Annotated in this window: 28 protein-coding genes and 3 pseudogenes; 15 read left to right on the plus strand and 16 right to left on the minus strand. The window is 70.1% G+C overall.

Features of this window, described 5'->3' with window-relative positions:
- Nucleotide 1: 1 nt before the first annotated feature.
- Nucleotides 2–1,657: a ribosomal protection-like ABC-F family protein gene (abc-f, locus tag ABD366_RS31700; RefSeq protein ID WP_324772137.1), complete on the minus strand. Its 1,656-nt coding sequence runs from the start codon at nt 1,655–1,657 to the stop codon at nt 2–4.
- Between the two features lie 304 nt (nt 1,658–1,961).
- Here abc-f and ABD366_RS31705 point away from each other — a divergent pair, with 304 nt between their 5' ends.
- Nucleotides 1,962–2,633 carry a class I SAM-dependent methyltransferase gene (locus ABD366_RS31705; protein WP_324772138.1) on the plus strand — a complete coding sequence of 224 codons (672 nt, stop codon included), beginning with the start codon at nt 1,962–1,964 and terminating at the stop codon, nt 2,631–2,633.
- 80 nt (nt 2,634–2,713) lie between these two features.
- On the opposite strand, the gene ABD366_RS31710 is transcribed toward ABD366_RS31705, so the two are convergent.
- A complete protein-coding gene (locus ABD366_RS31710; protein ID WP_324772139.1) occupies nt 2,714–3,109 on the minus strand; it encodes a VOC family protein in 396 nt (131 codons plus the stop codon).
- Nucleotides 3,110–3,250: 141 nt separating this feature from the next.
- On the opposite strand from ABD366_RS31710, the gene ABD366_RS31715 reads away from it, so the two are divergent.
- The 3 genes and pseudogenes from ABD366_RS31715 (at nt 3,251) to ABD366_RS31725 (ending at nt 5,613) form a co-directional block, all read left to right on the plus strand.
- The gene (locus ABD366_RS31715) at nt 3,251–3,712 is read left to right on the plus strand and encodes a hypothetical protein (RefSeq protein ID WP_324772140.1); all 462 of its coding nucleotides are present in this window, start codon (nt 3,251–3,253) and stop codon (nt 3,710–3,712) included.
- A gap of 155 nt (nt 3,713–3,867) precedes the next feature.
- Nucleotides 3,868–4,314: pseudogene (locus ABD366_RS31720) on the plus strand (glycoside hydrolase family 25 protein); the annotation flags it as partial.
- A 138-nt stretch (nt 4,315–4,452) separates the two neighbouring features.
- Complete coding sequence (locus ABD366_RS31725) at nt 4,453–5,613, plus strand: glycoside hydrolase family 3 N-terminal domain-containing protein (protein WP_324772141.1); 1,161 nt, start codon at nt 4,453–4,455, stop codon at nt 5,611–5,613.
- Nucleotides 5,614–5,675: 62 nt separating this feature from the next.
- On the opposite strand, the gene ABD366_RS31730 is transcribed toward ABD366_RS31725, so the two are convergent.
- The 3 genes from ABD366_RS31730 to ABD366_RS31740 all read right to left on the minus strand — a co-directional run bounded on the left by ABD366_RS31730 (nt 5,676) and on the right by ABD366_RS31740 (nt 8,584).
- A complete protein-coding gene (locus ABD366_RS31730; RefSeq protein ID WP_324772142.1) occupies nt 5,676–6,503 on the minus strand; it encodes an SCO6745 family protein in 828 nt (275 codons plus the stop codon).
- Nucleotides 6,504–6,610: 107 nt separating this feature from the next.
- Entirely contained in the window at nt 6,611–7,237 is a 627-nt protein-coding gene (locus tag ABD366_RS31735) for an ATP-binding protein (protein ID WP_324772143.1), read from the minus strand.
- Between the two features lie 60 nt (nt 7,238–7,297).
- Nucleotides 7,298–8,584: an oxygenase MpaB family protein gene (locus tag ABD366_RS31740; RefSeq protein ID WP_324772144.1), complete on the minus strand. Its 1,287-nt coding sequence runs from the start codon at nt 8,582–8,584 to the stop codon at nt 7,298–7,300.
- 86 nt (nt 8,585–8,670) lie between these two features.
- Here ABD366_RS31740 and ABD366_RS31745 point away from each other — a divergent pair, with 86 nt between their 5' ends.
- From ABD366_RS31745 to ABD366_RS31755, 3 genes are all read left to right on the plus strand, one after another.
- Nucleotides 8,671–9,321 (plus strand): TetR/AcrR family transcriptional regulator, encoded by a 651-nt coding sequence (locus ABD366_RS31745; RefSeq protein ID WP_324772145.1) that lies wholly within the window; start codon nt 8,671–8,673, stop codon nt 9,319–9,321.
- Nucleotides 9,322–9,463: 142 nt separating this feature from the next.
- Complete coding sequence (locus ABD366_RS31750) at nt 9,464–9,724, plus strand: hypothetical protein (protein WP_324772146.1); 261 nt, start codon at nt 9,464–9,466, stop codon at nt 9,722–9,724.
- Nucleotides 9,721–9,921 carry a hypothetical protein gene (locus ABD366_RS31755; RefSeq protein ID WP_324772147.1) on the plus strand — a complete coding sequence of 67 codons (201 nt, stop codon included), beginning with the start codon at nt 9,721–9,723 and terminating at the stop codon, nt 9,919–9,921. The genes ABD366_RS31750 and ABD366_RS31755 overlap by 4 nt, the downstream gene beginning before the upstream one ends.
- Nucleotides 9,922–9,994: 73 nt before the next feature.
- Here ABD366_RS31755 and ABD366_RS31760 read toward each other — a convergent pair whose 3' ends face one another.
- Together ABD366_RS31760 and ABD366_RS31765 are read right to left on the minus strand one after the other, a co-directional pair.
- Nucleotides 9,995–10,363 carry a VOC family protein gene (locus ABD366_RS31760; RefSeq protein ID WP_324772148.1) on the minus strand — a complete coding sequence of 123 codons (369 nt, stop codon included), beginning with the start codon at nt 10,361–10,363 and terminating at the stop codon, nt 9,995–9,997.
- A gap of 170 nt (nt 10,364–10,533) precedes the next feature.
- Nucleotides 10,534–11,307 carry an oxidoreductase gene (locus ABD366_RS31765; protein WP_324772149.1) on the minus strand — a complete coding sequence of 258 codons (774 nt, stop codon included), beginning with the start codon at nt 11,305–11,307 and terminating at the stop codon, nt 10,534–10,536.
- An 81-nt stretch (nt 11,308–11,388) separates the two neighbouring features.
- Between ABD366_RS31765 and ABD366_RS31770 the strand changes: the two genes are divergently transcribed.
- Entirely contained in the window at nt 11,389–11,967 is a 579-nt protein-coding gene (locus ABD366_RS31770; RefSeq protein WP_324772150.1) for a TetR/AcrR family transcriptional regulator, read from the plus strand.
- A gap of 136 nt (nt 11,968–12,103) precedes the next feature.
- Here ABD366_RS31770 and ABD366_RS31775 read toward each other — a convergent pair whose 3' ends face one another.
- Together ABD366_RS31775 and ABD366_RS31780 are read right to left on the minus strand one after the other, a co-directional pair.
- Nucleotides 12,104–12,346: a hypothetical protein gene (locus ABD366_RS31775; RefSeq protein ID WP_324772151.1), complete on the minus strand. Its 243-nt coding sequence runs from the start codon at nt 12,344–12,346 to the stop codon at nt 12,104–12,106.
- A gap of 180 nt (nt 12,347–12,526) precedes the next feature.
- A complete protein-coding gene (locus tag ABD366_RS31780; protein ID WP_324772152.1) occupies nt 12,527–12,895 on the minus strand; it encodes a VOC family protein in 369 nt (122 codons plus the stop codon).
- Nucleotides 12,896–12,958: 63 nt separating this feature from the next.
- Between ABD366_RS31780 and ABD366_RS31785 the strand changes: the two genes are divergently transcribed.
- Nucleotides 12,959–13,417 (plus strand): MarR family winged helix-turn-helix transcriptional regulator, encoded by a 459-nt coding sequence (locus tag ABD366_RS31785; protein ID WP_324772153.1) that lies wholly within the window; start codon nt 12,959–12,961, stop codon nt 13,415–13,417.
- A gap of 98 nt (nt 13,418–13,515) precedes the next feature.
- On the opposite strand, the gene ABD366_RS43585 is transcribed toward ABD366_RS31785, so the two are convergent.
- The 3 genes from ABD366_RS43585 to ABD366_RS31800 all read right to left on the minus strand — a co-directional run bounded on the left by ABD366_RS43585 (nt 13,516) and on the right by ABD366_RS31800 (nt 16,041).
- On the minus strand, nt 13,516–13,836 hold the full coding sequence (locus tag ABD366_RS43585; protein ID WP_411293805.1) for a hypothetical protein: 321 nt from the start codon (nt 13,834–13,836) through the stop codon (nt 13,516–13,518).
- 164 nt (nt 13,837–14,000) lie between these two features.
- The gene (locus tag ABD366_RS31795) at nt 14,001–15,203 is read right to left on the minus strand and encodes a cytochrome P450 family protein (RefSeq protein WP_324772154.1); all 1,203 of its coding nucleotides are present in this window, start codon (nt 15,201–15,203) and stop codon (nt 14,001–14,003) included.
- 289 nt (nt 15,204–15,492) lie between these two features.
- Nucleotides 15,493–16,041 carry a TetR/AcrR family transcriptional regulator gene (locus ABD366_RS31800; protein ID WP_324772155.1) on the minus strand — a complete coding sequence of 183 codons (549 nt, stop codon included), beginning with the start codon at nt 16,039–16,041 and terminating at the stop codon, nt 15,493–15,495.
- A gap of 104 nt (nt 16,042–16,145) precedes the next feature.
- Between ABD366_RS31800 and ABD366_RS31805 the strand changes: the two genes are divergently transcribed.
- The 3 genes and pseudogenes from ABD366_RS31805 to ABD366_RS31815 all read left to right on the plus strand — a co-directional run.
- A complete protein-coding gene (locus tag ABD366_RS31805) occupies nt 16,146–16,853 on the plus strand; it encodes an MBL fold metallo-hydrolase (RefSeq protein ID WP_324772156.1) in 708 nt (235 codons plus the stop codon).
- Nucleotides 16,854–17,091: 238 nt separating this feature from the next.
- The gene (locus ABD366_RS31810) at nt 17,092–17,820 is read left to right on the plus strand and encodes an SDR family oxidoreductase (RefSeq protein ID WP_324772157.1); all 729 of its coding nucleotides are present in this window, start codon (nt 17,092–17,094) and stop codon (nt 17,818–17,820) included.
- Nucleotides 17,821–17,907: 87 nt separating this feature from the next.
- A pseudogene (locus ABD366_RS31815) lies at nt 17,908–18,159 on the plus strand (PNPOx family protein); the annotation flags it as partial.
- An 83-nt stretch (nt 18,160–18,242) separates the two neighbouring features.
- Here ABD366_RS31815 and ABD366_RS31820 read toward each other — a convergent pair.
- The gene (locus ABD366_RS31820) at nt 18,243–19,187 is read right to left on the minus strand and encodes a threonine/serine dehydratase family protein (RefSeq protein ID WP_324772176.1); all 945 of its coding nucleotides are present in this window, start codon (nt 19,185–19,187) and stop codon (nt 18,243–18,245) included.
- A gap of 168 nt (nt 19,188–19,355) precedes the next feature.
- Nucleotides 19,356–19,583: pseudogene (locus ABD366_RS31825) on the minus strand (aldo/keto reductase); the annotation flags it as partial.
- A 147-nt stretch (nt 19,584–19,730) separates the two neighbouring features.
- Here ABD366_RS31825 and ABD366_RS31830 point away from each other — a divergent pair.
- Entirely contained in the window at nt 19,731–20,207 is a 477-nt protein-coding gene (locus tag ABD366_RS31830; protein WP_324772158.1) for a Pycsar system effector family protein, read from the plus strand.
- 110 nt (nt 20,208–20,317) lie between these two features.
- On the opposite strand, the gene ABD366_RS31835 is transcribed toward ABD366_RS31830, so the two are convergent.
- Complete coding sequence (locus ABD366_RS31835; protein WP_324772159.1) at nt 20,318–21,418, minus strand: nuclear transport factor 2 family protein; 1,101 nt, start codon at nt 21,416–21,418, stop codon at nt 20,318–20,320.
- A 150-nt stretch (nt 21,419–21,568) separates the two neighbouring features.
- Between ABD366_RS31835 and sigJ the strand changes: the two genes are divergently transcribed.
- Both sigJ and ABD366_RS31845 read left to right on the plus strand, forming a co-directional pair.
- A complete protein-coding gene (sigJ, locus tag ABD366_RS31840; protein ID WP_324772160.1) occupies nt 21,569–22,510 on the plus strand; it encodes an RNA polymerase sigma factor SigJ in 942 nt (313 codons plus the stop codon).
- A gap of 69 nt (nt 22,511–22,579) precedes the next feature.
- On the plus strand, nt 22,580–22,996 hold the full coding sequence (locus ABD366_RS31845) for an NUDIX hydrolase (protein WP_324772161.1): 417 nt from the start codon (nt 22,580–22,582) through the stop codon (nt 22,994–22,996).
- Nucleotides 22,997–23,129: 133 nt separating this feature from the next.
- On the opposite strand, the gene ABD366_RS31850 is transcribed toward ABD366_RS31845, so the two are convergent.
- Nucleotides 23,130–23,978, minus strand: coding sequence for a class I SAM-dependent methyltransferase (locus tag ABD366_RS31850; protein WP_324772162.1), 849 nt, complete (start codon nt 23,976–23,978; stop codon nt 23,130–23,132).
- Nucleotides 23,979–24,065 lie beyond the last annotated feature (87 nt).

A 24,065-nucleotide genomic window follows, 5' to 3' on the forward strand; every position in this document is an offset into this window, starting at 1 on the left:
GTCAGCGCCTGCGGCCCGCATGCAGCTCCAGCCGTTCCCCCTCGAACCGTGAGCGGAAGCCGCGATCGTGCGAGACCGCGACCACCGCGCCCGGGTAGGCGACCAGCGCGCTCTGTAGGTCCTCGATCAGGTCGAGGGCGATGTGGTTCGTCGGCTCGTCGAGGACGAGGAGGTCCGCGGGCCGGGTCACCAAGGTCGCGATCTGCAGCCGTCGCTGCTGTCCCGCGGACAGGGCGGCAACCGGAACATGTAGGTCCGCCGCACGGAACAGCCCCAGTGCCAACAGCTGTTCGGCGTACTCGTCCGGCAGCCCGGGCCGCCCGGCGGCGAACGCGGCGAGCAGCGGGAGCCGGGTGGAGTGCACGGGCAGTTCCTGTGCGAGGTAGCCGATCCGCGCCCGGCGGCGGACCGCGCCCGCGTCCGGCTCCTGGTCGCCCGCCAGGACACGCAGCAGCGTCGTCTTGCCCGCGCCGTTCCCGCCCGTGATCAGCAGTCGCTGTCCGGGCGCGACGGTCAACAGTCCTTCCAGGCAGAGGCGTTCACCGACCTGTACGTTGTCGAGCTCGGCGAGAGGGCCCTGGACCGGGCCGCCCTCTGCCACCGACAGTGCCGTGGTGAAACGTAGCGGCGCCGTCGGCTCGGCCACCGGGTTGCGCCGCAGCAGGGCCAGGCGCTCCCTCGCCGAGCGCACCTGGCCGCCGAGCTTCGCCTCGCTGGACCGGCGGTGCTTGCCGAAGCCCTGCTTCGGGTCACGGCCGGTGGTGGCGAGCCGCCGGTCCGCGGCCGCGAGCAGCTCCTCCGTGCGGGCCACCTCCTCGACCCAGTCCGCATACCGCTGCTCCGCTCCGCGCCGGTCGGCGGCCTTCGCGGCGCGGTAGCCGGCCCAGCCGTCGCCGTAGCGGCGCACGGTGCGCTCGTCCCGGTCGACCTCGAGGATCGTGGTGGCGATGCGCTCCAGGAAACCGCGGTCATGGGTGACCGCGACGACGGTGCCGCGGTGGGCGCGCAAGTGGCCCTCCAGCCAGTGCACGGCCGCCGCGTCGAGGTGGTTCGTCGGTTCGTCCAGAAGCAGCAGTTCGGGGGCGGCCGCCAGGACGCAGGCGAGCGCGAGCCGGGACTGCTCGCCGCCGGACAGCGAGGCGAGCGGGCGCTCGCGGGTGATGCGGGCGAGTCCGAGACCGTGCATCGCGGCATCGACCCGGACGTCCGCCTCGTAGCCGCCGCGTTCCTCGTAGTCGGTCAACAGCTCGCCGTATGCGGCGAGTTCGGCGTCCGAGGCGTCGGTGAGCGACTCCTCCGCCGCCCGTAGCCGTTGTTCCATGTCGCGTAGTTCGGACAGGGCGAGGTCGACGGCCTCCTGCACGGTGCGGGACGCGTCCAGGTCGAGGGTCTGGGCGAGGTGGCCGACTCCGCCGGGGAAGTCGACGGTGATCTCCCCGGTGTCCGGCATCTCGGCCGCGGCGAGCAGCCGCAGCAGGGTGGACTTGCCGGAACCGTTCTCCCCGACGACGGCGGCCTTCTCACCCGGCCGGACGGTGAAGGAGACCTGGTCGAGGACGGTGCGGGTGCCGTAGGACTTGGTGACGTCGCGCACGGACAACTGCGCCACGGCAACGGGTACGACGGAGGGCAGGGCGGTAGGGGCGCGATCGCGCATATGGCTTTCCTAGGCATGCGAAGGGTCTACGGGTCCACGGACGGCGGAAACGGCGGCGTCGGCCGTGCCGGACTCAGACGAAGAAGTAGAGGAAAGCCATGTCCTCACCGTAACAAGACGGAGCGTCTCGCCGCAATCGATTATGTGCCGCGCGTCAGACGCGGCCCGCTTTGCCGGTCCGGCAACTTTGTGTGCCGTTCGGGGCGGGCCCGGGCATCATCGACAGCGCGCCCCGCACGCCGGGGCGGGTCAGGTCGGACGACCAGTGGTGCGGCACGGCACCCTGAGCAACGGGAGGCATCCGATGGCGGGACACCACGAGCACAGTCAGGTCGGCACGCAGGAGGAGCAGGCGGCCGCCGCGATGTTCGAACCGGCGGGCTGGGACGAGCGGTACGCGGGGCAGGAGCGGTTCTGGAGCGGCGAGGCCAACCCGCAACTGGTCGCAGCCGCCGGTGAACTCGCCCCCGGGACCGCGCTCGACGTCGGTTGCGGAGAGGGCGGCGACGTCGTCTGGCTGGCACGGCAGGGCTGGCACGTGACGGGCGCCGATTTCTCGGCCGAGGGCCTCGCCCGTGCCGCCCGTCATGCCGAGGAGGCCGGTGTGGCCGACCGTGTCGACTGGTGGCAGGTCGACGCCCGGTCCTTCGACGCCGGTGAGCGTTCGTACGACCTGGTCACGAGCCACTATCTGCACGCCCCCGACGGCGGCATGGTCGAGGTGACCCGCCGCCTCGCGACCGCTGTCGCTCCCGGCGGACTGCTCCTGGTCGTCGGCCATGCGCCCACCCACGAGTTCACGCAGCTGTCCGAGAGTCACCGCAAGGCCATGTTCCTGGCCGCGGAACTCCTTCCCGGCCTGCCGGACGACTTCGAGCCCGTCGTCGTGAAGCAGCACCCGCGCACGCTCAAGCGGGACAGCGGCCCGGTCGAAGCCGAGGACTCGGTCCTGCTGGCCCGCCGCGCGGCACGCTGAACACCTTCTGCGTCGCCCCGGCAAGGGTGCCCCGCCCTGTGAACGACACGGTGCGTCGCCGCGCCGGCCGCTGAGTTCATTCACTCCCTCAGGATCTGCGCGATCTCCCACACGTTGCCCGCCGGGTCGGCGAACGCGGCCGTGCGCCGGCCCCACGGACGGTCGATGGGCCCGTTGAGCAGCGGGACGCCGTGCTGTTCGAGTTCGGTGCAGACGGCGTCGGCGTCGGCCACCTCGATGGTGTGCAGGGCGCGCGGGCCGGTGTCGGGGCCGCCGACGGAGGAGGGGGTGACGAGCTCGGGCGCCTTGGCCACGGCCAGCACATTGATCATGAGGTTGTCGAACCTGACCACGGCGGAGTCCTGATTCTCGTAGATCACCTCCAGGCCGAACACATCTGTGTAGAAAGCCTTCGTGGCGGCCAGGTCCTCGGCGAACAGGGTGATGACCTCGAGCTTGCTCAGACCTTTGATCATGTCTCTCTCCTCCTCGTGATGACGTTGCCGACCCTACGGATCGCCACTGACAATTCCGCAGGACGAGGAACGCCGACCACGCCGATCACGCCGACCCCGTGACGGGAGCGGGGGCGGGGAACTGGGGAACCGAGGAACGGGTTGGGCGCCTTGCTCGCCGTTCCGGTGTGGGTCGTCGCGGTGGTGGTGAAGCTGGTCTCGGTCGTTCTGCCCGGCCGGCGTCCTCACTGGGGGAGGGACTTGCTGCGCTGGAGCGCGGCGATGTCGGCGGCGGCGGCCGTGATCGTCTACGTCATCGGACTCGGCAAGGTTCAATGGGACGCCCACGAGGCGCAGTCCGGGGCCGGTTCGTCCCCCGCAGCCCCTTGCCGCTCCCTGCCCCCCGGCACGCTCGACCAACTTGCCGGGCACGAGCCGTCCTACCTGCCGCTCGGCTTCGACTGTGTTCTGGACAGCGGGCAGATCGTCGCGGGCAGCGGCGGCTACAACCTGCTGAACGTGCTGGCCGTCGCCTGCGCACTGACGGCGATGGTGTTGGTCATCGCTACGGGCTTCCTGGACGAGTTCTCCCGCCGGGCGCCCCGCCCGGACGCCGCCACATAGAGAAACTTCTGCTGATGTCCGTCCGTCTGTGCAGCTCACCGGAGTCCGGATGGGTGTAGACCACCAACGAGCCGGAAAACTGTTTACCGAGCACCCGTCCCCTGGGGTGGCACGAGCGCCGCACTGATCCTCAGCCCGATGTCGGGCACGGCCTCTTCAAGGCGGACACCCGGCAGTTGAAGCTCGAAGCGGCGCCGGACACGAACCTCCTGGCGAACCCCGAGGGCATCGACGTCTCCAACTGGCAGGGCAGCATCAACTGGGACGCGGTCCGCGGCGCGGGCATCGAGTTCGCCTGGATGAAGGCGACCGAGGGCACCACGTACAAGGCCCGCACCGGCCGCGACGTCGTGATCTGCACCAGCCCGAGCTGGTGGAACTCCTGCACCGGCGGCTGGACCGGCATGTCCACGAGGAGCCCGCTGTGGGTGGCCCACTGGACCTCCGCGGGCAGCCCCGGCATCCCGCAGGGCTTCCCGTACTGGACCGTCTGGCAGTACACGTCCACCGGCTCGGTGAGCGGCATCTCCGGGAACGTGGACCGCGACCGCTTCAGCGGCGACCGCTCCCGCCTGCTGGCCCTGGCCAACAACACTCCGTGACAGCGGATGCCGACCACGGAGGTGTGACCCCGGCATGATCGGTACCGCGGGCCGGAGCAGACCCACCGCACTGCTCCGGCCCGCGGTACGGGCCGCCGGCCCGCACCGACGCCACGACAGTTCGCGAAGGAGCACGTCATGACGCACGTCATGAGTTCGACGCCGGAGCCTCTCAGCAGGCGCGGCGCTCTGCTCGCGGGAACGGCGGCCCTGGCCACCGGACTGGGCCTCGCGGGCAGCACGGCCGCGGCCGTGCCGGTCCCCGAAAGGTCGCCTTCCCCTCTGCCCGCCCTGACTCCGGCCCAGCGCGCCGGGCGATGCGTCATTCACTCCTACCCGGGACTCACGCCACCGGCCGCGCTGATGGACGCGATCAAGGAGGGCCGTACGGCCGGGGTGATCTTCTTCGCGGAGAACATCGAGAGCCTGAGCCAGATCGGGGACGTCGTCCGGGCGATGAACGAGGCGCACGCCTCCGGCCCCGGGACCGCCCCGTTGCTGCTGATGACCGATCAGGAGGGCGGCAAGGTGCGCCGCCTGCCGGGCGAGCCCGTCATGTCCGCGAAGGATGTCGGCGCCTCGACGGAACGGGAATCGAAGGCCGAGTCCACCGGCAGCGCAGCCGGCCTCAACCTCGCGGGCGTCGGCATGAACGTCAACCTGGCCCCGGTGCTCGACGTCCACCGCACGACCGGGGACTTCGCCGACCGGTACGGGCGGTCGTACAGCAAGGATCCCGAGACGGTCGGCACCTGCGGCTCGGCCTTCATCACCGCCCAGCAGAACGTGGGGGTGGCGGCCACCGCCAAGCACTTCCCCGGCCTCGGCCCCGCCGCCGCGGACCAGAACACCGACCTGGGGCCCGTCACCCTCACCACGTCCGCGTCCACGCTGCGTGGCGTGGACGAGATGCCGTACCGAGCGGCGATCTCCGCCGGGACCAAGCTCGTCATGCTGTCCTGGGCCGTCTACCGGGCGCTGGACGCCGGCCGGCCCGCCGGACTGTCCCCGACCGTCGTCGGCGCGCTGCGGAACCGGCTCGGGTTCACGGGCGTGACGATCACCGACGCCTTGGAGGCCAAGGCACTTGCCGCCTACGGCAGTACGGCGAGGCGTGCCGTACTGGCGGCCGCGGCCGGCATGGACCTGCTGCTGTGCTCGGCCCGCGACGTCACCCAGGGGGAGGAGGCGGCGACCGCACTGGCCGAGGCCCTGGAGGACGGCACCCTCGACCCGGCCGTCTTCGAGGCGGGCGCCGCGCGTGTCGACGCCCTCCGCGCCGGAGTACGGCGGGTGTGACGGCGGTGGCCGTGCCCGGCCATACGCGAAATCGCCAGGGCCGCGGGCGGTGCCTCGGCTCGTCACTGTGATCCCGAGGCCGCCAGTGCCGCGGTGAGGGGTTCGAGTTCGGCGACCAGTTCGTCGAGTTCGGCGGGTGACAGGGCCTCGTACGGCGGGGCGGCGAGTTCGTCGGTAAGAGCTTCGACGCGTTGCTTGGTCTCGCGGCCGAGGTCGGTGAACCGGCCGTCGGTGTCGACCAGCCCGCGTTCGCGCAGGCCGTCCATGACCGCGGCCAGCCGCTTCTTCGGCAGGTGATGGATGCGCCCGAACGTCTCCGGCGGGTGGATGCCCTGCGCCAGCGCGTCGAGGACATGGGCTTCCGTGCCGCCGATGCGCGCGCCGACGAGAGCGGCGATGTGCCCGTCGGCGCGGTGCTCGCGCAGCATCGTCGCGGAATGCCACAGCCGGGCCACCGGGTCGCTCGGCACCGGAAGGGTGCGCATCCCGGCGTACATCATCCGGCCTTCTGTGGGCGCGCTCGTCGCGGCTTTGGTGGTCAGGTCGGCGGCGCGCACCAGGCCCGGGGAACCGGCCAGTTCATCGCCGAGGATCCGCCGAACGGACGCCGCACTGCCCCGCTCCCGCGCGGCGACGGACTCCTCGGGCGGGATCTTCTCCCACGCACTCGGGATGTGCCGCGCGGCCTCCCCCTCGGCGAAGTTGTAGAAGGCCGCGTGCACGACCTGCGCCGGCACCCGCCCCAGCGGCGCGGCACGGCCGGCGAAGTAGCCGTCCCAGTACGTGCGGTGGCCGAGCGCGGCCAGCTCCTCGTTGCACTCGTCGGCGAGGTAGGTGACCAGGCAGATCGGCTCAAGGAGCTCGAACATGCGGCGGGCGGTGGCAGTCATGGCCCACATCATGCCTGCGGTCACACCCCTTTGAGCCCCTTTGAGCAGATGCGCGGACAGGCGCGCTGCGGCCTGTGAACACGGTGCGGGCCGGGGGAGCGAACGCTTCAGGTGGTGCGGTGATCGTCCACGTCGACGGACAGATGCGGCCATGACGCGGTCAGTTGTGCCAGGTGATGGCGCGTTGCGCGGCCGGCGATGAGCAGTGACCGGTCGGGGAGGAAGCGGACACTGGTCCCGGTCGTGCCGTCGTCGGGGACCGGTTGCAAGTCGGTGCTGGGCACACCGTGTTCGTACCGCTGGGTCCAGGAACCATTGCTGCGCCGGTTGGTGTGGACGAGCCAGGTGCTGAGTGCCGCGAGGGTCGACATGCCCCGCCGGTGGTGTCCGTCGGGCAGCAGCGGTGCGTCCGCGCGGTCGAAGAAGCGGACGTCCTCTGTCGCGATGACAGGCTTCTTCACGAACTCGCCGTGCTCGTCGAGACGTGTGTCGGTGCCTCGGCCGTCGTCCGTGACGGTCACGGAGCCGTCGTCGTGCAGGGTGATGCGGCAGTGCCCGCCACCGTTGCACTCGGCCTCGTCGGCCGCGTAGGCGACGACTTCGAGGATGAGATGGGGGAGGCCGCCGGGAGCGAAGACGGCCGGGTCGCGCCGGATGCGCGCGAGATGATCGAGGTCGACTGTGCTCGCCCAGTCGTGCGTCGTAGTGCGCCAGGCAGCCCTTGGTTCGTCCATGCAAGGAGTATGCGGAGCGCGGAGGGTGTGTGCGCCGGTGGCCGCTATGAGCCGCGGTCGTCAGACGTCGAGCGCCGCGACGTCCTGCGTCTGTTCGTGGAAGTGTCGCCGCAAATGCCGTTCTACGAATCGATCGCCGCGTCGCTCAAGGTGTGCGCGACCCGCTTCGCTGCGGCCGAGTATCTGGTAGCGCAGGAGGTTGGCGGCTATGACGGGCGGGACGGCCCAGGGCAGCGTGGGCGGCAGGTGCAGGTCACGCATGCCCTGGCGGCCGAGGAAGTAGCGCAGCATGCTCAGCAGCCGGGCGCGGGCGTAGGCGCGGCGTACTCGGGCGAAGCGGTCGAAGTGCAAGTGACGCTGCGCTTCGACCAGTGCGCCTGCCAGGGGCGGGCCGGCCGGTCCGCCATAGTTCTGGGTCAGCAGCAAGTGGTAGTTGAGATCGTGTTGTTGCGACTCGCGATCACAGAGCCAGTCCTCGTCCACGCCCATCAGATGGCCGACGTACTTCCACAGATGCATGAGGGCACGTGACTCCGCGCGGCTCACGCGCACGCCGAGAAGGCGGACCCCGAACAGTTGCACGGCGTTGAACAGGCCCAGAGTGGAGGCGAGATCGGACTGGTTGACCGGAAGTCCCCAGCGCTCGGTGTCCCATCGGCTGGAACTGCCGTGCTCGAACTGCTGGTTGACCAGGGCGTGCATGAGGCGGACATGCACCGTCAGACGGAAACCCTCGCCTGTGCGGCGCAGGGCGTCGGGGGTGGTGACCGCCGTCGCCCACTTCTGGGTCTCGGCGATCCTGCGCAGGGCGGAGTCGCCGAGCAGGCCGCCCGTCTCGACCAGCAACCGCGGCGGTCCGTCGAACCGGTACGAGCCGATCAGCGCGAGTTGCAGCATCACGTCAGCCGCGTTGCGTCCGAGTCTGCGCGCCACCCGGCAGCCCTCGTCGATCAGGTCGAAGTCCACCCAGCCCGGCACCGGGTCGACCGCGGCGAAGAAGTCCCGAAGGGCCCGGGGCGGGTTGGCCACCGAGTCGATGCCGTCGGCGAGCGCGCGCCGGAACTGCCGCATCGTGACCTTGTCGGGATGCGCGGCGTCGGTGAGGCGCAGGGCGCTCGCCAGGGCCGCGCCGATCTCGTCCCGTGCTGTCAGCCGCTCGCCGATGGTGGCGAGAAGCCGGTCGTCGACGCGGCCGCGGCTCGCGCGCAGAAGGCGCAGCGGCCGCCCCAGGCGACGGTTGAGACGCTCGGTCTCACAGAAGCGTCGAGGGTACGTGGACCGTTCGGTCTCACGGAAGCGTCGAGGGTACGTGGACGGGGGCGTCGTCGTCCGATTCGGCTCGGACAAGGGCTCTCGCGGTGAAGGCTCGTGTGCGACCATGAGTCGATGCTGACGGCCTCTCATATTCGCGTTCAACTCGTCTTCTGATGCCCATGTCATCGCCCGGGAGCGACGCCCGGCGCGCGCCGCGTACTCGCGTTTCCCCGCGCAGAACTCCGCGCCAGGAGCGGTCGCGGGCGACGGTGGAGCGCATCCTGGAAGCCGGCGAGCAGGTCCTGGCCGAGCACGGCTACGAGGGCGCGTCGACCAGCCGCATAGCGACGACGGCCGGCCTCAGCCCCGGCTCGCTCTACCAGTACTTCCCGCACAAGGACGCGATCGTCCTCTCCGTGCTGGAGCGCTACAGCGACCAACTGGTGGCCGGGGTCACCGCCCAGATGACGGGCCAGTTCGAGCAGCCCGCGCCGGTGATCGTCCGTGCCACCCTCGCCACCCTCCTCGACGGCCTCGATGTCGAGCCCCAGTTCCTGCGCGCCGCCATCGTGCACGGCCCGCAGCTGGACGACGGCCGTGCCCTGCGGGTCTTCGAGGACCGCATCGGCGAACTGGTCCTCGCGTATCTCACCACCCGACGTGAGGAACTGCGCCCGGACGTCTCCCTGCCCACGGCGGCATGGATGCTGGTCCGCACGGTCGAGCATCTGACGGTCCGCTACCTCCTGGACCGCCCACCCATCCCCAGGGACCTCTTCCTGGGGGAGCTGACTCAAATGTCGCTGAACTACCTCAGAGGTACGACCTGACCTCTCGCGGGTCGCCGGCGAGCGTGCACACCGCGTACCCGGACGTGTTCTCGTAATAGTGTCCTGGGACCGTACGTCGATCGGGATGTGCGCGTCAGAGCGGACGAGAACGGCTCCGGAGGGAGCCACCGGAGGGGGAGTGATGACGGATCAGCGGCCCGACCCGCTCGTGCGGGTGGTCGAGCGGGTCATCGAAGAGCATCTGCCCGGCGGAACCGAAGGCGTCGACATCGGCGGCCTGGCCCACGCTGTCGTACGCCGGGTCCGCCAGGAACAGGACCTCGAGCGGCTGGCCGGGCAGGACGACAAGCTCGCGGCCCTCCTCGACGAACGCGTCGCCGACGACAAGGGTCGCGTCGACGCTTATACGCATCGCGCCGCCGACGACGAGGGTCGCGCATGAGCCGCGAGACGTCCGATTCCTGGGCTTTCGTTCACCGCTGGATCGTGCACGGCCTGGTGGGTGTGCTGCTCGGCGGGACGGCAGGGTTCCTGATGGGCGGTGCATCCGGCTTGCTCGTCGGCACACTCATGGGCGCCATGGCCAGCTGCGTCACGATCACCAGCGGTCGCCGCCCGCAGGACCCCCCGGAGTCCTGACCATGATGTTTTGTCCCGCACCGGCGAGTCTAGGTGGGTGAGTCGGGGGCGACGTGGCGGCGATAGTTGCCTTTTAGGCCGGGCGCATGCAGAAGGGGTGGCCGGCCGGGCTGGCGTAGACCCGGCTGCCGGTACGGGTTCCCGGGGCGACGTCATCGGTGGGCCGGAGCCGCGTGGCACCGGCCTCGGTGGCCGTGCGGTCGGCGGTCGCGAGGTCGTCGACGCCGAAGTCGAGGTGCAGCTGCTGGGAGGTGCCGTCCGGCCAGTCCGGGGCGGCGTGCCCCGGGGCCGACTGGACGACGACCACCGGGAGGCCGGGGGCCTGGATGAAGTGGTGGCTCGGCGTGCGGGTGATCGACCCGCCGAGCAGCCGGTGCCAGAACGCGCTCTCCGTCTCGACCTCGGCGGCGTCGATGATCACGGAAGTCAGGGTGATGGGCATGGGGGTGTCCTTTTCTTCGTGCCGGTTGCTGCTCGGACGGTCCGGTTCGTGTGCTTCGGGTGGTCGGATCGAGGCGTTTCGGACGGTCGGCGTCATGTACTTCGGACGGTCGGGTCGAGGCGCTTCGGACGATCCGGTTCATGTGCTTCGGACCGTCCGGATGATGCGCCTCAGACGGTCGGGATGATGCCGCCGTCGACGCGGAACTGTGCTCCGGTGAGCCACTTCGCGCGCCCGGAGGCGAGGAACGCGATCATTTCGGCGACATCCTCGGGGTTTCCCGGGCGGCCCATCGGAACCTTGAGGTGGTCGACGATCTGCCGCGTCATCTCGTCCGGGGTGACGCCCTGCTGTTCGGCCATGTGCCGCAGATGGGCGGTGGCGCCGTCGGTGACGACGAAGCCGGGAAGGACGCAGACCACACGCACCCCGTGCTCGCCGACCTCGGTGGCCAGTTCGCGGCTGTAGGTGTTGAGCGCCGCCTTGGCGGCGGCGTAGGACGCCTCGCTGCGCTGCGGCAGTTGGCTGGCGATCGAGGAGACGTGCACGACGACACCGGAGCCCCGCTCGACCATGCCCGGGACCAGGGCCCGGTCCAGCCGCACGGCGCTGAGGAGGTTCATCTCCAGATCCGCACGCCAGGACTCATCCGAGCGGGCCAGGGTCGGCGCCGGCGCGCTGATCGCGCCCGCGTTGTTCACGAGCACGTCCACCCCGCCCACGCGGTCGACGACCTGGCGACCGAGTTCCGCCACGCCGGTCTCCGTCGAGAGGTCCGCAGCGATGAAGGCGGCTCCAATTTCTTCCTCGGGCCGGGTGCGGGAGGCCGTCAGCACGGTCGCGCCCGCGGCGGTGAAGCGGCGGACGGTCGCCGCGCCCAGGCCGCGGCTGCCGCCGGTGACCAGTACTCGCAGACCGTCCAGACCCTCGTCCGTGATCGGCATAGGGATCTCTCCTCCGTAAGATGAACCTGACTCCGGAAACCATACACAAAACGGAGTCGGACTCACCTTATGGAGGTTCTCTTGCCGGCATCACGACCGCTGCGTGCCGACGCGCGGCGCAACCGCGAGGCACTGCTGTCCGCTGCCCGCCAGGCGTTCCTCGGCGGCGACACCGACGCGCACGTGGAGGAGATCGCCCGTAGTGCGGGGGTCGCCGTCGGAACGCTCTACCGCCACTTCGAGACCCGTGAGGCGCTGATCGAGGAGGTCTACCGCAAGGAGGTCGACGACCTGTGCGCCGCGCCCGCCGATCTGCTGGACCGGCACGCCCCGGACGAGGCGTTGCGGCGTTTCTTGCTGCTGCTCGTGGATCACGCGGCCGTGGGGAAGGGGATGTCCGTCGTGCTGGAGAGCATCATGGCGACGGACTCGCCGGTCTTCGACGACGCGCGTACCCGTATGGCGAACGCCCTCACCCGGCTCCTCGAGGCGGGCACTGCCGCCGGCACCGTCCGCGACGACGTCACCGGCTCCACCCTGCTGCGGGCCTTGGGGGGCATCTGCGGGATGCGCGCCACGGAGGGCTGGCTCGACGAAGCCCGCCAGATCACCGCCCTCCTCTTCGACGGCCTGCGTTACGGCGCCCGGCGGGCGACCTGAGTGCTTTCCGGGGTGGCGGGGCGGTAGGCGTTCATGGGTGTCTGTGGTCAACTCCCGGGAGCGGCGCGACCTCCCGGCACTCGCTGTGCCGAAGTTCAGGGCCGCTCGGCGGCACGAACCACTGGGTGCGTGCCCTCTAGTCGTCCACGCACTTGGGGTACTTCGAGCCGCGGTTGCAGTCGTGGTAGTCGTATTTACTGACCCGGAACTTCTTCTCCGAGCCGCCCTTCTCGGGGTCGACGACCAAGTAGAACTTCTTGCCGTTCCTGACCTTGTCGGAGACCTTGCCTTCCGGTCCGCGGTCGAAGTTCTGCGCACATCCGGCGAGCGCGAGGGCGGTGACCACCGCAAGTACGGGGGTGAGGGCGAGGCGACGCATGTCATGCTCCGATCAGATCTGAAAGACCGGGGCAGTCTAGGGGGCGGACGGGCGGATGGGGCAAGCGTGGGTGCAGTCGAGACGACACTCTTGAACGCCCACGCCCACGCCCACGCCCACGCCCATGCCCATGCCCATGCCCACGCCCACGAGTGGGGATCGTGGGTGGTGTTCGGCTTGTCAGGTGCGGTCGTGGAGAGTGACGTGGTAGCCGTCGGGGTCGGCGAAGGTGAATGTCCAGCCGAAGGGGCCGTCGATCGGCGCGGAGACGATGGTGTGACCGTCGGCGACGAGAGCGTCGTGAATGGCCTGGACGTCGGTGGCGTGGAGCCAGATCGCGGCACCGATGCCGGGCCGGGTGACGGATGCGAGATCGGTGCCGGGAACGACGTCACGCAGTGCGAACGCGATCGGCTTCGTCTCGAAGACGACGGCGTGCGGAGGCCCGGCCTGCGAACGGACGAGGCCGAGGTACTGCTCGTAGAACGCCTGCGAGGCGTCGAGGTCGCGCGCTTGGAGCGAGATGAAGTCGGGGCCGGTGGCGGGCATGATGATGCTCCTTCTCTCCGTGTCAGCTTTCTGACACGGAGCAATGTATGTCAGAATCCTGACATGAGACAAGACGATGCCGGCGTCGACCTGGAGACGTCACTGGGCTACCTGCTGAAAGAGGCGTCGAGCGCCTTGCGCGTGGCCATGGAGGAGGTGCTGCGGCCGCTCGGGATGAGCGTGACGCACTACTCCTGCCTCGAACTGCTGGCTCAGCGGCCGGGTTTGTCGAACTCCGAGCTCGCACGTGGCGCGTTCGTCACACGGCAGACGATGAACGTGCTGCTCCAGGCCCTGGAACGAGACGGCTACGTGACCAGGCCTACGGCAGCGCCGGTCGGGAAGGTTCTTCCCGCGCGGCTCACGCCTCGCGGCCGGCGGAGCCTGGAGAAGGCGACCGCGGCGGTCCGGTCCGTCGAGGTGAGAATGCTGGCCGGCATGACCGGGACCGAGCAGTCAGCCGCGTTCCGCAGCCTCCGGAGCATGATTCATTCCCTGCGCGACGGCAGTGACGGCGCATAGCTCGTTCCTCGGGGCACGCCGGAGCTTCCGGACGGCGGAAGGGACGTGGGGACGGGCTGGGGCGGAGGGCAGGTCCTGCGCGGCCGCAACGTGGTGTTCTACCTGGGCGGTGTGGTGGTCTCGGGCTTCGGCAGCTCGGCCATGGCCCTGGCAGCCGGCGTGTGGACCAAAGCGCGCGCGGGGTCGGACAGCCTGGCCGCACCGACGACCTTCTGCGTGTGGGCGCCCCTTCTGCTCGGCCCGCTGATCGGCACCCTGGCCGACCGCGCGTGTCGGCGGCCGGCGAAGTCGAGGATGTCCTCTTCGGTGAGGGTGCTGCTGCCGAAGACGTGCACGGCACCCGGCACGTACTCCTCGAAGTACCGGTCCTCGATGGGGCGGGCGAAGTTGTCGGTGGCGGCAGGAACGGTCGTCGTCACGGACGCCCTCTCGCTCGGTTCCCCGCCGATGCGACGGGTGGGGTGGACGATGGGGCGTACGGTAACGGACGGACCGTCGGCGGAACGCCCGCGTGAACCCGGATCCATCGGCCCCGCGTACGCAGGCGCACCCCTTACCTCACTCGCACCACCGGGACCGGTACCTACCAGCGCACCGGCAGCTCTTGCAGGCCGCGCATGAGACTGGCCCGCCACTCGGGTGTGCCGTCCCCGTCGAAAGCCAGTCGGGGGAAGCGTTCCAGCAGGATGCGCAGGGCCAGCGTCGCCTCCAGGCGGGCCAGCGGGGCGCCCAGGCAGTGGTGCAGGCCGTGGCCGAAGGCGAGGTGGGCGCGGGTCGTGGCCGCGTCGCGGCGGATGTCGAACCGGTCGGGGGCGGGGAACCGAGCGGGGTCGCGGTTCGCGGCGGCGATGGAGAGCACGACCCGCGCACCCGCCGGTATGTGGACGCCCCCGAGGTCGACCGGCTCGACGGCGTAGCGGTACGTGCCCGCGGGCGCGGGGGATTCGAAGCGGAGCGTCTCCTCCACGGCACCCTCCAGCAAGTCCGGTTCGGCGCGCAGGGCAGCGAGCTGCTCGGGATGGCTCAGCAGCAGGTGAACGGAGTTGGCGATGAGGTTGACGGTCGTCTCGTGCCCCGCGACGAGCAGCAGGAAGGCCATACCGAGCAACTCCTCCGGCGTCAGCCGGTCGGCGCCGTCGCTGTCGTGGGTACGGACCAGAGCGTGCAGCAGATCGCTCTCCGCCGCGTTCCGCTGTTGCCGCTTCTGCTCCGCCAGCCCCGCGAGGTAGACGGCCATCTCCTGCGAGGCTTGGGCGGACTGCTCGGGATCGTCGAGCGCGACGACCTTCGTCGACCATGCGCGGAAGGCGGCCCGGTCGGCGTCCGGCACGCCGAGCAGCTCGCAGATGATGGTGAGCGGCAGCGGGTAGGCGTACGAGGCCACCAGGTCGGTACGACCGTCGGCGGCCACGGCATCCAGGAGGGTGCCGGCCGCCTCCTGGACGCGGGGGCGCAGCGCCTGGACGCGGCGGGCGGTGAACTCGCGGGCCACCAGGGTCCGCAGGCGGGTGTGGTCGGGCGGGTCGGCCTGGAGCATGTTGCGGCCCACGGCGTACAGCCCGTCGTCCTCGAAGTCGGCGGAGTGCCGCACGTCATTGCGCATCCGGGGATCGGCGAACGCGGCGCGCACCTCCGCATGTCCCACCACCAGCCACGACTCGTCCCCGGTGGGAAAACGCACGTGGTGGACGGGGCCGCGGGGCCGCAGTGCGCTGAAGACGGAGTAGGGGTCGACGACGAAGTCATCGGTGAGATCGGCGAGTTGGACAGTGGGGTGCTGGCGCATGGCGACTCCCGGACAGAAGTGGGGATCCCTCCCCGTTTACTTGTCGAGGGCGACCGTAACATGAAGCGGGGAAGGCTCCCCGTTTGGGTGCGTGGGTGCGTGGGTGCGTGGCAGCGTGGGGGTATGGGGGTGCGGGGGCGTCATTGCCACACTCGCTTTCGCTGGAGCGGGAACGGATGCTGCGCACGCTTTTCGGCTAAGCGGGGTTCGCCCTCGAAGGCGCCGGTCACGCCGCGCTGACGAATCCAGTCCGAGCGCGGCGACACCTCGGCAACCACTCCGCGCACCGTCACCCTGGGGTGACGTGCCCGGGGGAGGGGGTGAGAGCCCGGTGTATGCGGGCAAGGCCGTACTCGAAAGCGCGCTCGAGGTCGCCGTCGAGCCGGAAGGATCCGTTGAGTTCCATCTCGATGAACCCGGTGACCCAGGCCGTCAACAGGCGCGCGGCATCGAGTGCTTCACGCTCGCCCACGAGTTCCCGCATGACGCGCAACACCGGCCGGGATGCGTGGGCGAGTGTCCGAGGCGGTACGTAGGTCGAGTGCATGAGCCGGAAACCTTCCGGCCGGGCGGTGGCGAACTGCCGATAGCGGCGGGCCAGTTCCTCAAGCGAACCGTCGGTTGTCTCCAAGGACTCGGCCAGGTCCTCGACCGTGGCCTGCGCCACGGCGGCCAGCAAGGCCGCACGGTTGGCGACGTGCTTGTAGAGCGACGGGGCCTTCACCCCGACCCGCTCGGCAACACCCTGCATGGTCAGCCCCCGTTGACCGCGTTCCTCCAGCAGGGCACGCCCGGCGGCGATGATCGCGTCGAAGGATGTCTTCTCGGGAGTTGGCATGGTGCGCCCTGTCGCTTCGAAAGCTATTGACCATAGCCATCATAGCTAAGTACTTTAGCCATCCAATTCGGTGGTCCCGCAGCTCTGCCATCAGGAGAGAACTCATGAGAATCGCCCCCCATGTGTACCGTCTCGGCAATGACTTAGTGGCGTGCTACCTCGTCGACACCCCTGAAGGCATCACGCTCATCGACGCGGGGCTTCCCGGCCACTGGCGTGACCTGCAGCTCGAACTGCGCAGCCTGGGCAAGTCCGTCGAGGACATCCGCGGCCTCGTACTGACGCACGGCGATTCCGACCACATCGGCTTTGCCGAGCGGCTGCGCAGTGAGTGCGGCGTACCCGTGTTCGTGCACGCGGCGGACGCCGTTCGTGCCCGTACCGGGAAGAAGCCGAAGACTCCCGCGGGGCCGATGAGACTGGGGCCGGCCCTCTCCTTCTTCGGGTACTCGCTCCGCAAGAACGCCCTGCGCACCCGGTACATCGGCGAGGTGACCGAGGTCGAGGACGGCGCCGTGCTGGACCTGCCGGGAAAGCCGGTGATCGTGGGCATGCCGGGACACTCCCCGGGAAGCGTGGCGGTGCATGTGCCGCTCGCCGACGCGGTCTTCGTCGGTGACGCGCTCACCACCCGGCACGTCCTCACCGGCCGCTCCGGACCGCAGCCGGCTCCGTTCACGGACGACCCGGCCGAGGCCGACCTGTCGCTCGATCGGATCGCCCGACTGGAAGCGTCCTGGGTACTCCCCGGCCACGGCACTCCCTGGCGCGTCTCTCCGGCCGAGGTGGGCGAGAAGATCAGAAAGGTGTGACGTCAGCCGGCGGGTGCGGGTGCGGGTGCGGGTGTGAGTGCGGGTGGCTGCCCCTCCGTCAGGCCGCGATGTGTTGCCGCCGTGCCGCCTTTCCCGCCGGCCGCCTCACCCCCGAACTCCTGGCGGGCAGCCCAGCGCCGCGGTCCCGCACGTACGCCCGCATTCTCGCCCCTCGACCTCACCGTCGCAGCCGCCACCCCGCACCACAACTTCCCCACCAGGGGCCAGGAGTACCGACTTGAGACTTGACGATCACCGCGTGGTCATCACCTCCGCCGGCCGCGATTTCGGACGCTCTCTGGCCATCCGTCTCGCGGACCTCGGCGCCGAGGTCTTCCTCTCCGCGCGCACGCGCGCCGCCGCCGAACGCGTCCGCGACGAGATACGCGGCCGAGGACATCAGCAGGTCCACGCCTTCACCTGCGACCTGACGGACCCGGCCTCGATCCGCGACTTCGCCGCTGACGTCGGCCGGCACACCGACCACATCGATGTGCTGATCAACAACGGATCCCGCTATCTCCACGGACCGGACCTCCTGTCCGCCTCCGACGCCGATGTCGTCGACACCCTCGCCTCCGGCGCCACCGGCACTGTCCTGACCGTGAAGAACTTCCTTCCTCTGCTCCTCAACTCGGACAAGCCCGATGTGGTGAACATGGTGTCCGCCTGCGGAACGGCCGGTCATCATCGCTCGGACGCGCACGACGCCTTCTACGCGGCCAAGAGCGCCCAGGCAGGGTTCGCAGAGATCCTCTCCAAGCGGCTGCGGCCCCAGGGGGTCCGGGTGATCTCCCTCTACCCGCCGGACTTCGACAACCCCGATCCGCTCTCCGAGGACTGGGAGACCACACCGCGCGAGGCCCAGGACGCTCTTACCGCGCAGTCGCTCGTGGAATGCATCCTCTTTGCCGTCGCCCAGCCCCGTGACTGCTTCATCAAGGCCTTCCACTTCGAACAGGTCTGACGCACGCCCGGCACGTCCTGCATCCCGGTGGGTGGCACCGCTTGTCCGGCAGCCTCTGCACCAGCCGCAGTTCCAGGAGACGAGCTCATGCCACCACCGCAGAAACCGCCCCGCCCGCGCCCTCCGCTGCCGCGGGGCCGGCGGCGACGCCTCGCGCGCCTGCCCCTCGCCCTCTACCGCGCGGGGCTCGGCCCGCTCTTCGGCAGGCGACTGCTGCTCCTTCACCACACGGGCCGGTCCAGCGGACTGGACCGGCAGGTGGTCCTGGAAGTCGTCGCGTCCGACGCCGAGCGGGGCAGCTGGTCCCTGGCCTCCGGCTTCGGACCCAGAGCCGCCTGGTAGCAGAACCTCCGCGCCACCCCGAGCACGACCATGGATACGTGGCTGACCAGCTCCAGCTCCAGCTCCTGGGGACGCTGGAGCTACTCCTCGTATGCGATGACGTCGTCCACGGTCGCGTTGCCGCCGCAGATGACGAGGCCGAGGCGGGTGCGCGTACCGGTCTTGGTGAGGACGCGGCGGGCGGCCGGGAGGAGGCAGGACGCCGCCGGCTCCGCCCAGACCTTGGCGTGCTCGGCCAGTTCCCGCACGCCCGCGAAGGCCTCCGCCTCCGGCACGACCAGCACCTCGTCGACCAGGTCGCGCACCATCGTGTACGTCAGCGGGGACACGGTGGGCGCGCCGAGCGTGGTGATCCGTGAGTCCACGTCCACCTGCACCGGCCCGCCGTGGGCCAGCGCCTGCGTCATCGCGTCGGCACCGGTGGTTTCCACGCCCCATACGCGCACGTCCGGCCGTCGCGCCCGCAGTGCCGCCGCCACACCGGCGATAAGCCCGCCTCCGCCGATGGATACGAGGACGTCCGTCAACGGGCCTGCGTCCGCTGCGAGTTCCAGTCCCACGGTGCCCTGCCCGGCGATCACCACCGGGTCGGCGAACGGGTGCAGCAGCGTGAGCCCGCCGGCCTCCAACTCCTCCGTGAGGGCGAAGGCCTCGGCCATGGTGGCGGTCAACCGGACGTCGGCGCCGGCGGCCCGGGCGATATCCACGGAGCGGGCCGGCGCGGTGCGCGGCATGACCACCGTGGCCCGCACTCCCAGGACGGCCGACATCTCGGCCACCGCGATGCCGTGGTTGCCGCCGGACACCGCGACCACACCGGCCGCACGCTGTTCGTCGGTCAGTGTGAGCAACTTCGCGACGGCGCCCCGCGCCTTGAACGAGCCGCTGCGCTGCAGAAGTTCGAGCTTGAGGGTGACCGGCACACCGAGCAGTGCGGTCAGTCCCGGGCTGGGCAGCGTGGGAGTGCGCACCACGTGCCCCGCGATCTGTGCCGCGGCGGCTTCCAACTCTTCGACGCCGATCATCATGTGCCCCCGGGGCATGTCGTAGGCCGTGTCCGAGTGCACGATACGTGGGGGTGCCCCGGCAGCGGTGCAGGGTCCGGGCAGGAAGGCCGGAAGCTGCGGCCCGGACGGACACGCCCCAGGCCACGGCATCCAGCGCGTTCAGCAGACAGGCAGCGGCGGTCGGCATCAGGGTGCGGTGTGGTCGATCGAATCGAGGAGCTGGAGTTCTGCTTCCGTCAATCGGAGTGCGCCCGCTGCCACATTGGCGTCGAGGTGTGCGGGGTTGCCCGTGCCGGGGATGGCCAGTACATGCGGGCCCTGTCGCAGGATCCAGGCCAGCCGCACCTGTGCCGGTGAGGGGCCATGGGCGTCGGCGACGGCGCGAACCTCGTCGTGTTCGGCCAGAACGGCTCCCTACCGGCCCACTCACCGGAGGGGCTCTTGGCGGGGCCGGCCTGACCGGCGATGCCGCATTCCGAAGCCGCTCTTACAGGAAGCCGCTCAACGCAGGAAACCGCACAGCCGCTTCTTCGCGTCTTGTCATCCGGGGACGGAGATCTTATGACGCAGGAACCCGATAGAGGCACCGAGCGCGAGTCGAAGAACCTGGACGAGGCTCTGACCACGCTGATGAGCGAACTCGTCCGCGCGGACGCCAAGGCAAACACTGTGCTCGCGCTGACCAGCCTGGGGCTGGTCTTCCTTGCTACCCGGGGCGGATACGGAACCCAACCACGCGCAGTCCTGGTTGTAGGCGCTCTTGGTACTTCCTGCCTGGTGATTGCCACCGTGCTTCTGGTGATCACTGTGCGCCCCGTACAGATCAGCAATCCTGAGCTGGAGGACTGGACGCGCTGGGCCACGTTGGAACCGGCGGCGCTCCTTGCCCATATGCGGGTGGATCTGCGGGCGAAAAGGGTCGTCGCTCTCGCCCGTCTGCTGCGGATCAAATTCCGGCGACTGCAATACGGGGTCAGTTTCATCCTGGCCGGGCTCGTCCTGCTGATGGCTGCCGTAGTTCTGTCGCTGGTCCTGTAGGCCCATGTCCACCTATCGGCTCAGCTGGGACATGGCGGGAGCGCGGTCACCGACTCCAGTTGACCTGACCTGTGTGCTCGGTCCGGTATCCATACGGCTCCCGCGCCGGGTCAGTATCCGATGGGTTCTCGTAGAAGCAGCACGGTGGCGCGTCCCGGGCGGGGTTCCGCGTTGAGGACGAGCAAGCGGTTGACGGCGCTGGGCATTCCGTACGCCGCTTGGGCGCGGGCGTTCTCCAGGGGGAGGGCGTGCTCCTCGACGCGGCGCAGAGCGGTGCTCAGGTCAGGCACCACTTTCTGCGCGCCGACGACCCAGATCGCTCGGGCGGCGCCGCCCGCGTTGGCAGGGAGCTGGCTGCCGCTGCCCGAGGCGAGGACGAGCGAGCCGGCCTCGGTGACCGCGGCGACGCTGTTGACGACGAAGTCGGGGCCGGCGACCAGCCGTCGGATCTCGTCGGCGCCGGTGGCCCGGTCGATGGTCAGGATGCGGGGCCTGACGGCGTCGTAGCGGCCGCCGGCGTTGATGTCCTCGTCGATGCCGGACAGACGCAGTGTCTCGCTGGCTCCGGTGAGCACGCTGGCGCCTTCGGGGATCAGGTCCTTGCAGCGGGCCCGCGCCTGTGCGGCGTCGTCGAGGATCTCGGCGGCGAAGCCGTTCGCGCGCAGCGCACCGGCCACCCGCTCAAGGCGTTCGGCCGACGCCGCCTCGGTGAAAGGCACCGATCGGGCGGCCGTGGCGCCTGCCGGGCCGACCTCAGCCTCCGGCTTCTGCGCCGGGCGAGGAGCCGTGCCCGCCAGCGGGGAGGTGTCGAGGTACCTGACCTCGTACACCCGCTCGGCGAACTTCCAGCCTTCGTCGGTGCGCCGGTAACGGTCGTGATAGACCGCGTAGTTGAGGCCTTGGCGCCCGTCGAGGGCCCGGGCGAGTTCCTGGATGTAGGCGCGGCCGGTCGCCGTGTCGCCGTCGAGCTGGATCGTGCCGGGGTGAGTGGTCTGTACGAAGAAGTCCCACTGGCTCTGCAACTCCTCGCCCCCGGCCCGGATCTCCTCGCGGCCGACCTGCTCCACGGGGATGTTGGGCATGCGCAGAACCCCGTCCGGGGTGAACAGCGACGCCAGGCGGGGCCGGTCCCGCATCATCGCCGCGTCGGTGAACTCGCCGCGCAGCGCCTCGATCTCGACACGGTCCGCGATGACCTGGAAGTCGTTCATCGAAGTCCCCTCTCCCTCGTGATGTCGTCCTCACCGGTACGACAACGCAGCCCCGCAGAATGTGAGGCAGCCCGTCGGCCTCACATTCCGGTGCGCTGTTCTGTCGTATCCGGTAGAGGCACAGAAGCGAGCGAGGGAGACGGCCGGACCATGACGACCACCAGAGCCGAGCCCGGCGACGGCCGGGACGACCCGGGACTCGGCGCGATCATGAGTGAGCGGCGTCAGCTGATCAACCTCGCCTATCGGCTTCTCGGGTCTCTCGTCGACGCCGAGGACGTCGTGCAGGAGACCTACGCCCGCTGGTACGCCATGTCCGCTACGGAGCGGCGGGCCATCGAGTCGCCGGGCGCCTGGCTGATGACGGTTGCCGGCCGTATCTGTCTCAACCTGCTCGGCTCGGCGCGGGCCAGGCGGGAGACATACGTAGGCGAGTGGATTCCGGAGCCGCTGCCGGAACCCACGGAGTGGATCACCGGCCGCTCCGGGTCCGGTGCGATCGACCCGGCCGACCGGGTCACCTTCGACGAGTCGGTGACGATGGCCTTCCTGGTCGTCCTCGAGGCGATGACCCCGGCCGAGCGTGTCGCGTTCGTCCTGCACGACGTCTTCCGCTACCCCTTCGGCGAGGTCGCCGGGATCGTCGGCCGTTCACCGGCGGCCTGCCGTCAACTGGCCTCGTCAGCCCGCCGGCGCATCCGCACGGCGCAGAGCCCGGCGGGTCCGGGCGCGGGGCAGGCCGGCATCGTCCGGCAGTTCAGGACGGCGTGGGAGGCCAAGGACATCGGCGCCCTGATCGGCCTGCTCGACCCCGACGCCATCGCGACCGCCGACGGCGGCGGACTCGCCGTCACCCATCTGCATCCGATTGTGGGCGGCGAGCAGATCGCCCGCGCCTACGCCGAGATCGCCAGAGTGGCGGGCGACCGCACCACGTTCCTGGAGTGCACGGTCAGTGGTCTGCCCGGCTTGGTGGCGCGGCAGGACGGCATCCTCGTGACCGTGTTCGCGTTCGAGATCGTGGGCGACCGGATCAGGCACATCTGGGCGGTGAGAAACCCCGAGAAGCTCCGTCCCTGGCAGGGCAGTTGAGGAGCGCGCGGGACCACGTTCTGAGCGTGCGATCGGTGGGCGGGCGTCGCGGGACTGCACAATGCGGGGATGGATCACGAAGTCATGAGGGTCGTCGCGGCGGCCGTGGTCGAGGACGGGAAGCTGCTCGTCGTCAGCAAGCAGGCCGCACCGGACGTCTTCTACATTCCGGGCGGCAAGCCCGAGCCGGGCGAGCAGGCCGAAGAAACCCTGCAACGGGAGCTGCGGGAAGAACTGGGCGTGGTGCCCGGCGCACTCGAGCACCTGGCGGTCGTGGAGGAGATTGCGGCGCTGGAACGCGTTCCCATGCACTTGACGGTCTTCTCGACGACCCTGATCGGGGAACCGGTGCCCGCGGCCGAACTGGCCGCGCTGCGCTGGACCGACGGAAAGGACCCGGACCTGCGGTTGGCCCCGGCCGTCGAGCACCACCTGCTGCCGTTGCTGCGCAGCAGGGGCGTGCTCGGGGCACACGGGGTGGGGTGAGGCGGCCCGGGGCACCCGCGGTAACCCAATGGGCGCCGAGCTGCCGTACTTGTGGGTCCGTCGAGACCGCGGAGAGAAACTGAGTCGTCCCTCGCCCGCCCCGACTGCCGGCCGGGCCGCGGCCCGGCCGGCTTCAGAGGTCGGGCCGTGACCCGTGACCGACGCGCTGTCCGACCCGCAGAACACTCAGATAACGACGGGACGCCCGGTCACCCATGCGCGTGCGGATGCGCTCGGCGATGGCATCGAGCAAAGGCTCACGGACATCCCGCTCGAGCCTTCGATACGGTGACAACGAGCGCAGGTGATCGGCGAAGCCGTCACCGTCGAACCACTGAACGGTCGGGTACCAGCGCACGATCGTCGGGCCGAACAATGCTCCGGGACCGTCGACCACACCCCACCCCTCGTCGGAGGCGCGCACCTCGTCCTCCAGCGGCGGATGGCCCCAGTCGGGGTTCCCCGGACAGAATTGCTCGTGGAGATCGGCGGTCTCGGCGTACACCTCCGGCTCTCCTGGTCGGCGGACGACGACGTGGCCGAGCAGCGCCATCCATCCATGGGGCCGGAGCACGTCGTGTGCGCGCTGCCAGCCGGTCGACGGATCGACCCAGTGCCACGACGAGGCGGCCACAAGAACCTCGAAGCGTCGGCCGCGGTCGTCCCACTCCTCGAACGTCGACCTCTCGACGTCGACGTCACGGAAGGACGCGAGCCGCCGACGAGCGAGTACGGCCATGTCCGCGCCCGGCTCGACGGCGGTCACCGTGCATCCGAGCGCTGCCAGTGAGCGCGTCGCCTGACCGGTACCGCAGCCCACTTCCAGGACCGACGCGTCCTTGTCCGTGCCGGTGACGGCGACAAGGTCCGCAAACAGCTCGTCGGGGTACCCGGGCCGGACCCGGTCGTAGAGTTCAGCCACCTCGTTGAACACGCGGCCGAGGTTGCGTGGACGGGATCGCATCTCCGGGTCGTCAGACACGAGGACACATCCTATGCGGCTTGAGGAGTGACGATCCGGCTGGCGCCCGGCCAGACCTACTGACCCCGTTACGAGTGAGCGGAGCAG

The organism is Streptomyces kunmingensis (assembly GCF_039533535.1).
Classification (GTDB): domain Bacteria; phylum Actinomycetota; class Actinomycetes; order Streptomycetales; family Streptomycetaceae; genus Streptomyces; species Streptomyces kunmingensis.

Bases quoted from the DNA above. Each gene is read 5' to 3' on its own strand.
- abc-f (WP_324772137.1), bottom strand. From the start codon at position 1,657: ATGCGCGATCGCGCCCCTACCGCCCTGCCCTCCGTCGTACCCGTTGCC.
- ABD366_RS31705 (WP_324772138.1), top strand. From the start codon at position 1,962: ATGGCGGGACACCACGAGCACAGTCAGGTCGGCACGCAGGAGGAGCAG.
- ABD366_RS31710 (WP_324772139.1), bottom strand. From the start codon at position 3,109: ATGATCAAAGGTCTGAGCAAGCTCGAGGTCATCACCCTGTTCGCCGAG.
- ABD366_RS31725 (WP_324772141.1), top strand. From the start codon at position 4,453: ATGACGCACGTCATGAGTTCGACGCCGGAGCCTCTCAGCAGGCGCGGC.
- ABD366_RS31730 (WP_324772142.1), bottom strand. From the start codon at position 6,503: ATGACTGCCACCGCCCGCCGCATGTTCGAGCTCCTTGAGCCGATCTGC.
- ABD366_RS31735 (WP_324772143.1), bottom strand. From the start codon at position 7,237: ATGGACGAACCAAGGGCTGCCTGGCGCACTACGACGCACGACTGGGCG.
- ABD366_RS31745 (WP_324772145.1), top strand. From the start codon at position 8,671: ATGTCATCGCCCGGGAGCGACGCCCGGCGCGCGCCGCGTACTCGCGTT.
- ABD366_RS31750 (WP_324772146.1), top strand. From the start codon at position 9,464: ATGACGGATCAGCGGCCCGACCCGCTCGTGCGGGTGGTCGAGCGGGTC.
- ABD366_RS31755 (WP_324772147.1), top strand. From the start codon at position 9,721: ATGAGCCGCGAGACGTCCGATTCCTGGGCTTTCGTTCACCGCTGGATC.
- ABD366_RS31760 (WP_324772148.1), bottom strand. From the start codon at position 10,363: ATGCCCATCACCCTGACTTCCGTGATCATCGACGCCGCCGAGGTCGAG.
- ABD366_RS31765 (WP_324772149.1), bottom strand. From the start codon at position 11,307: ATGCCGATCACGGACGAGGGTCTGGACGGTCTGCGAGTACTGGTCACC.
- ABD366_RS31775 (WP_324772151.1), bottom strand. From the start codon at position 12,346: ATGCGTCGCCTCGCCCTCACCCCCGTACTTGCGGTGGTCACCGCCCTC.
- ABD366_RS31780 (WP_324772152.1), bottom strand. From the start codon at position 12,895: ATGCCCGCCACCGGCCCCGACTTCATCTCGCTCCAAGCGCGCGACCTC.
- ABD366_RS31785 (WP_324772153.1), top strand. From the start codon at position 12,959: ATGAGACAAGACGATGCCGGCGTCGACCTGGAGACGTCACTGGGCTAC.
- ABD366_RS31795 (WP_324772154.1), bottom strand. From the start codon at position 15,203: ATGCGCCAGCACCCCACTGTCCAACTCGCCGATCTCACCGATGACTTC.
- ABD366_RS31800 (WP_324772155.1), bottom strand. From the start codon at position 16,041: ATGCCAACTCCCGAGAAGACATCCTTCGACGCGATCATCGCCGCCGGG.
- ABD366_RS31805 (WP_324772156.1), top strand. From the start codon at position 16,146: ATGAGAATCGCCCCCCATGTGTACCGTCTCGGCAATGACTTAGTGGCG.
- ABD366_RS31820 (WP_324772176.1), bottom strand. From the start codon at position 19,187: ATGATCGGCGTCGAAGAGTTGGAAGCCGCCGCGGCACAGATCGCGGGG.
- ABD366_RS31830 (WP_324772158.1), top strand. From the start codon at position 19,731: ATGACGCAGGAACCCGATAGAGGCACCGAGCGCGAGTCGAAGAACCTG.
- ABD366_RS31835 (WP_324772159.1), bottom strand. From the start codon at position 21,418: ATGAACGACTTCCAGGTCATCGCGGACCGTGTCGAGATCGAGGCGCTG.
- sigJ (WP_324772160.1), top strand. From the start codon at position 21,569: ATGACGACCACCAGAGCCGAGCCCGGCGACGGCCGGGACGACCCGGGA.
- ABD366_RS31845 (WP_324772161.1), top strand. From the start codon at position 22,580: ATGGATCACGAAGTCATGAGGGTCGTCGCGGCGGCCGTGGTCGAGGAC.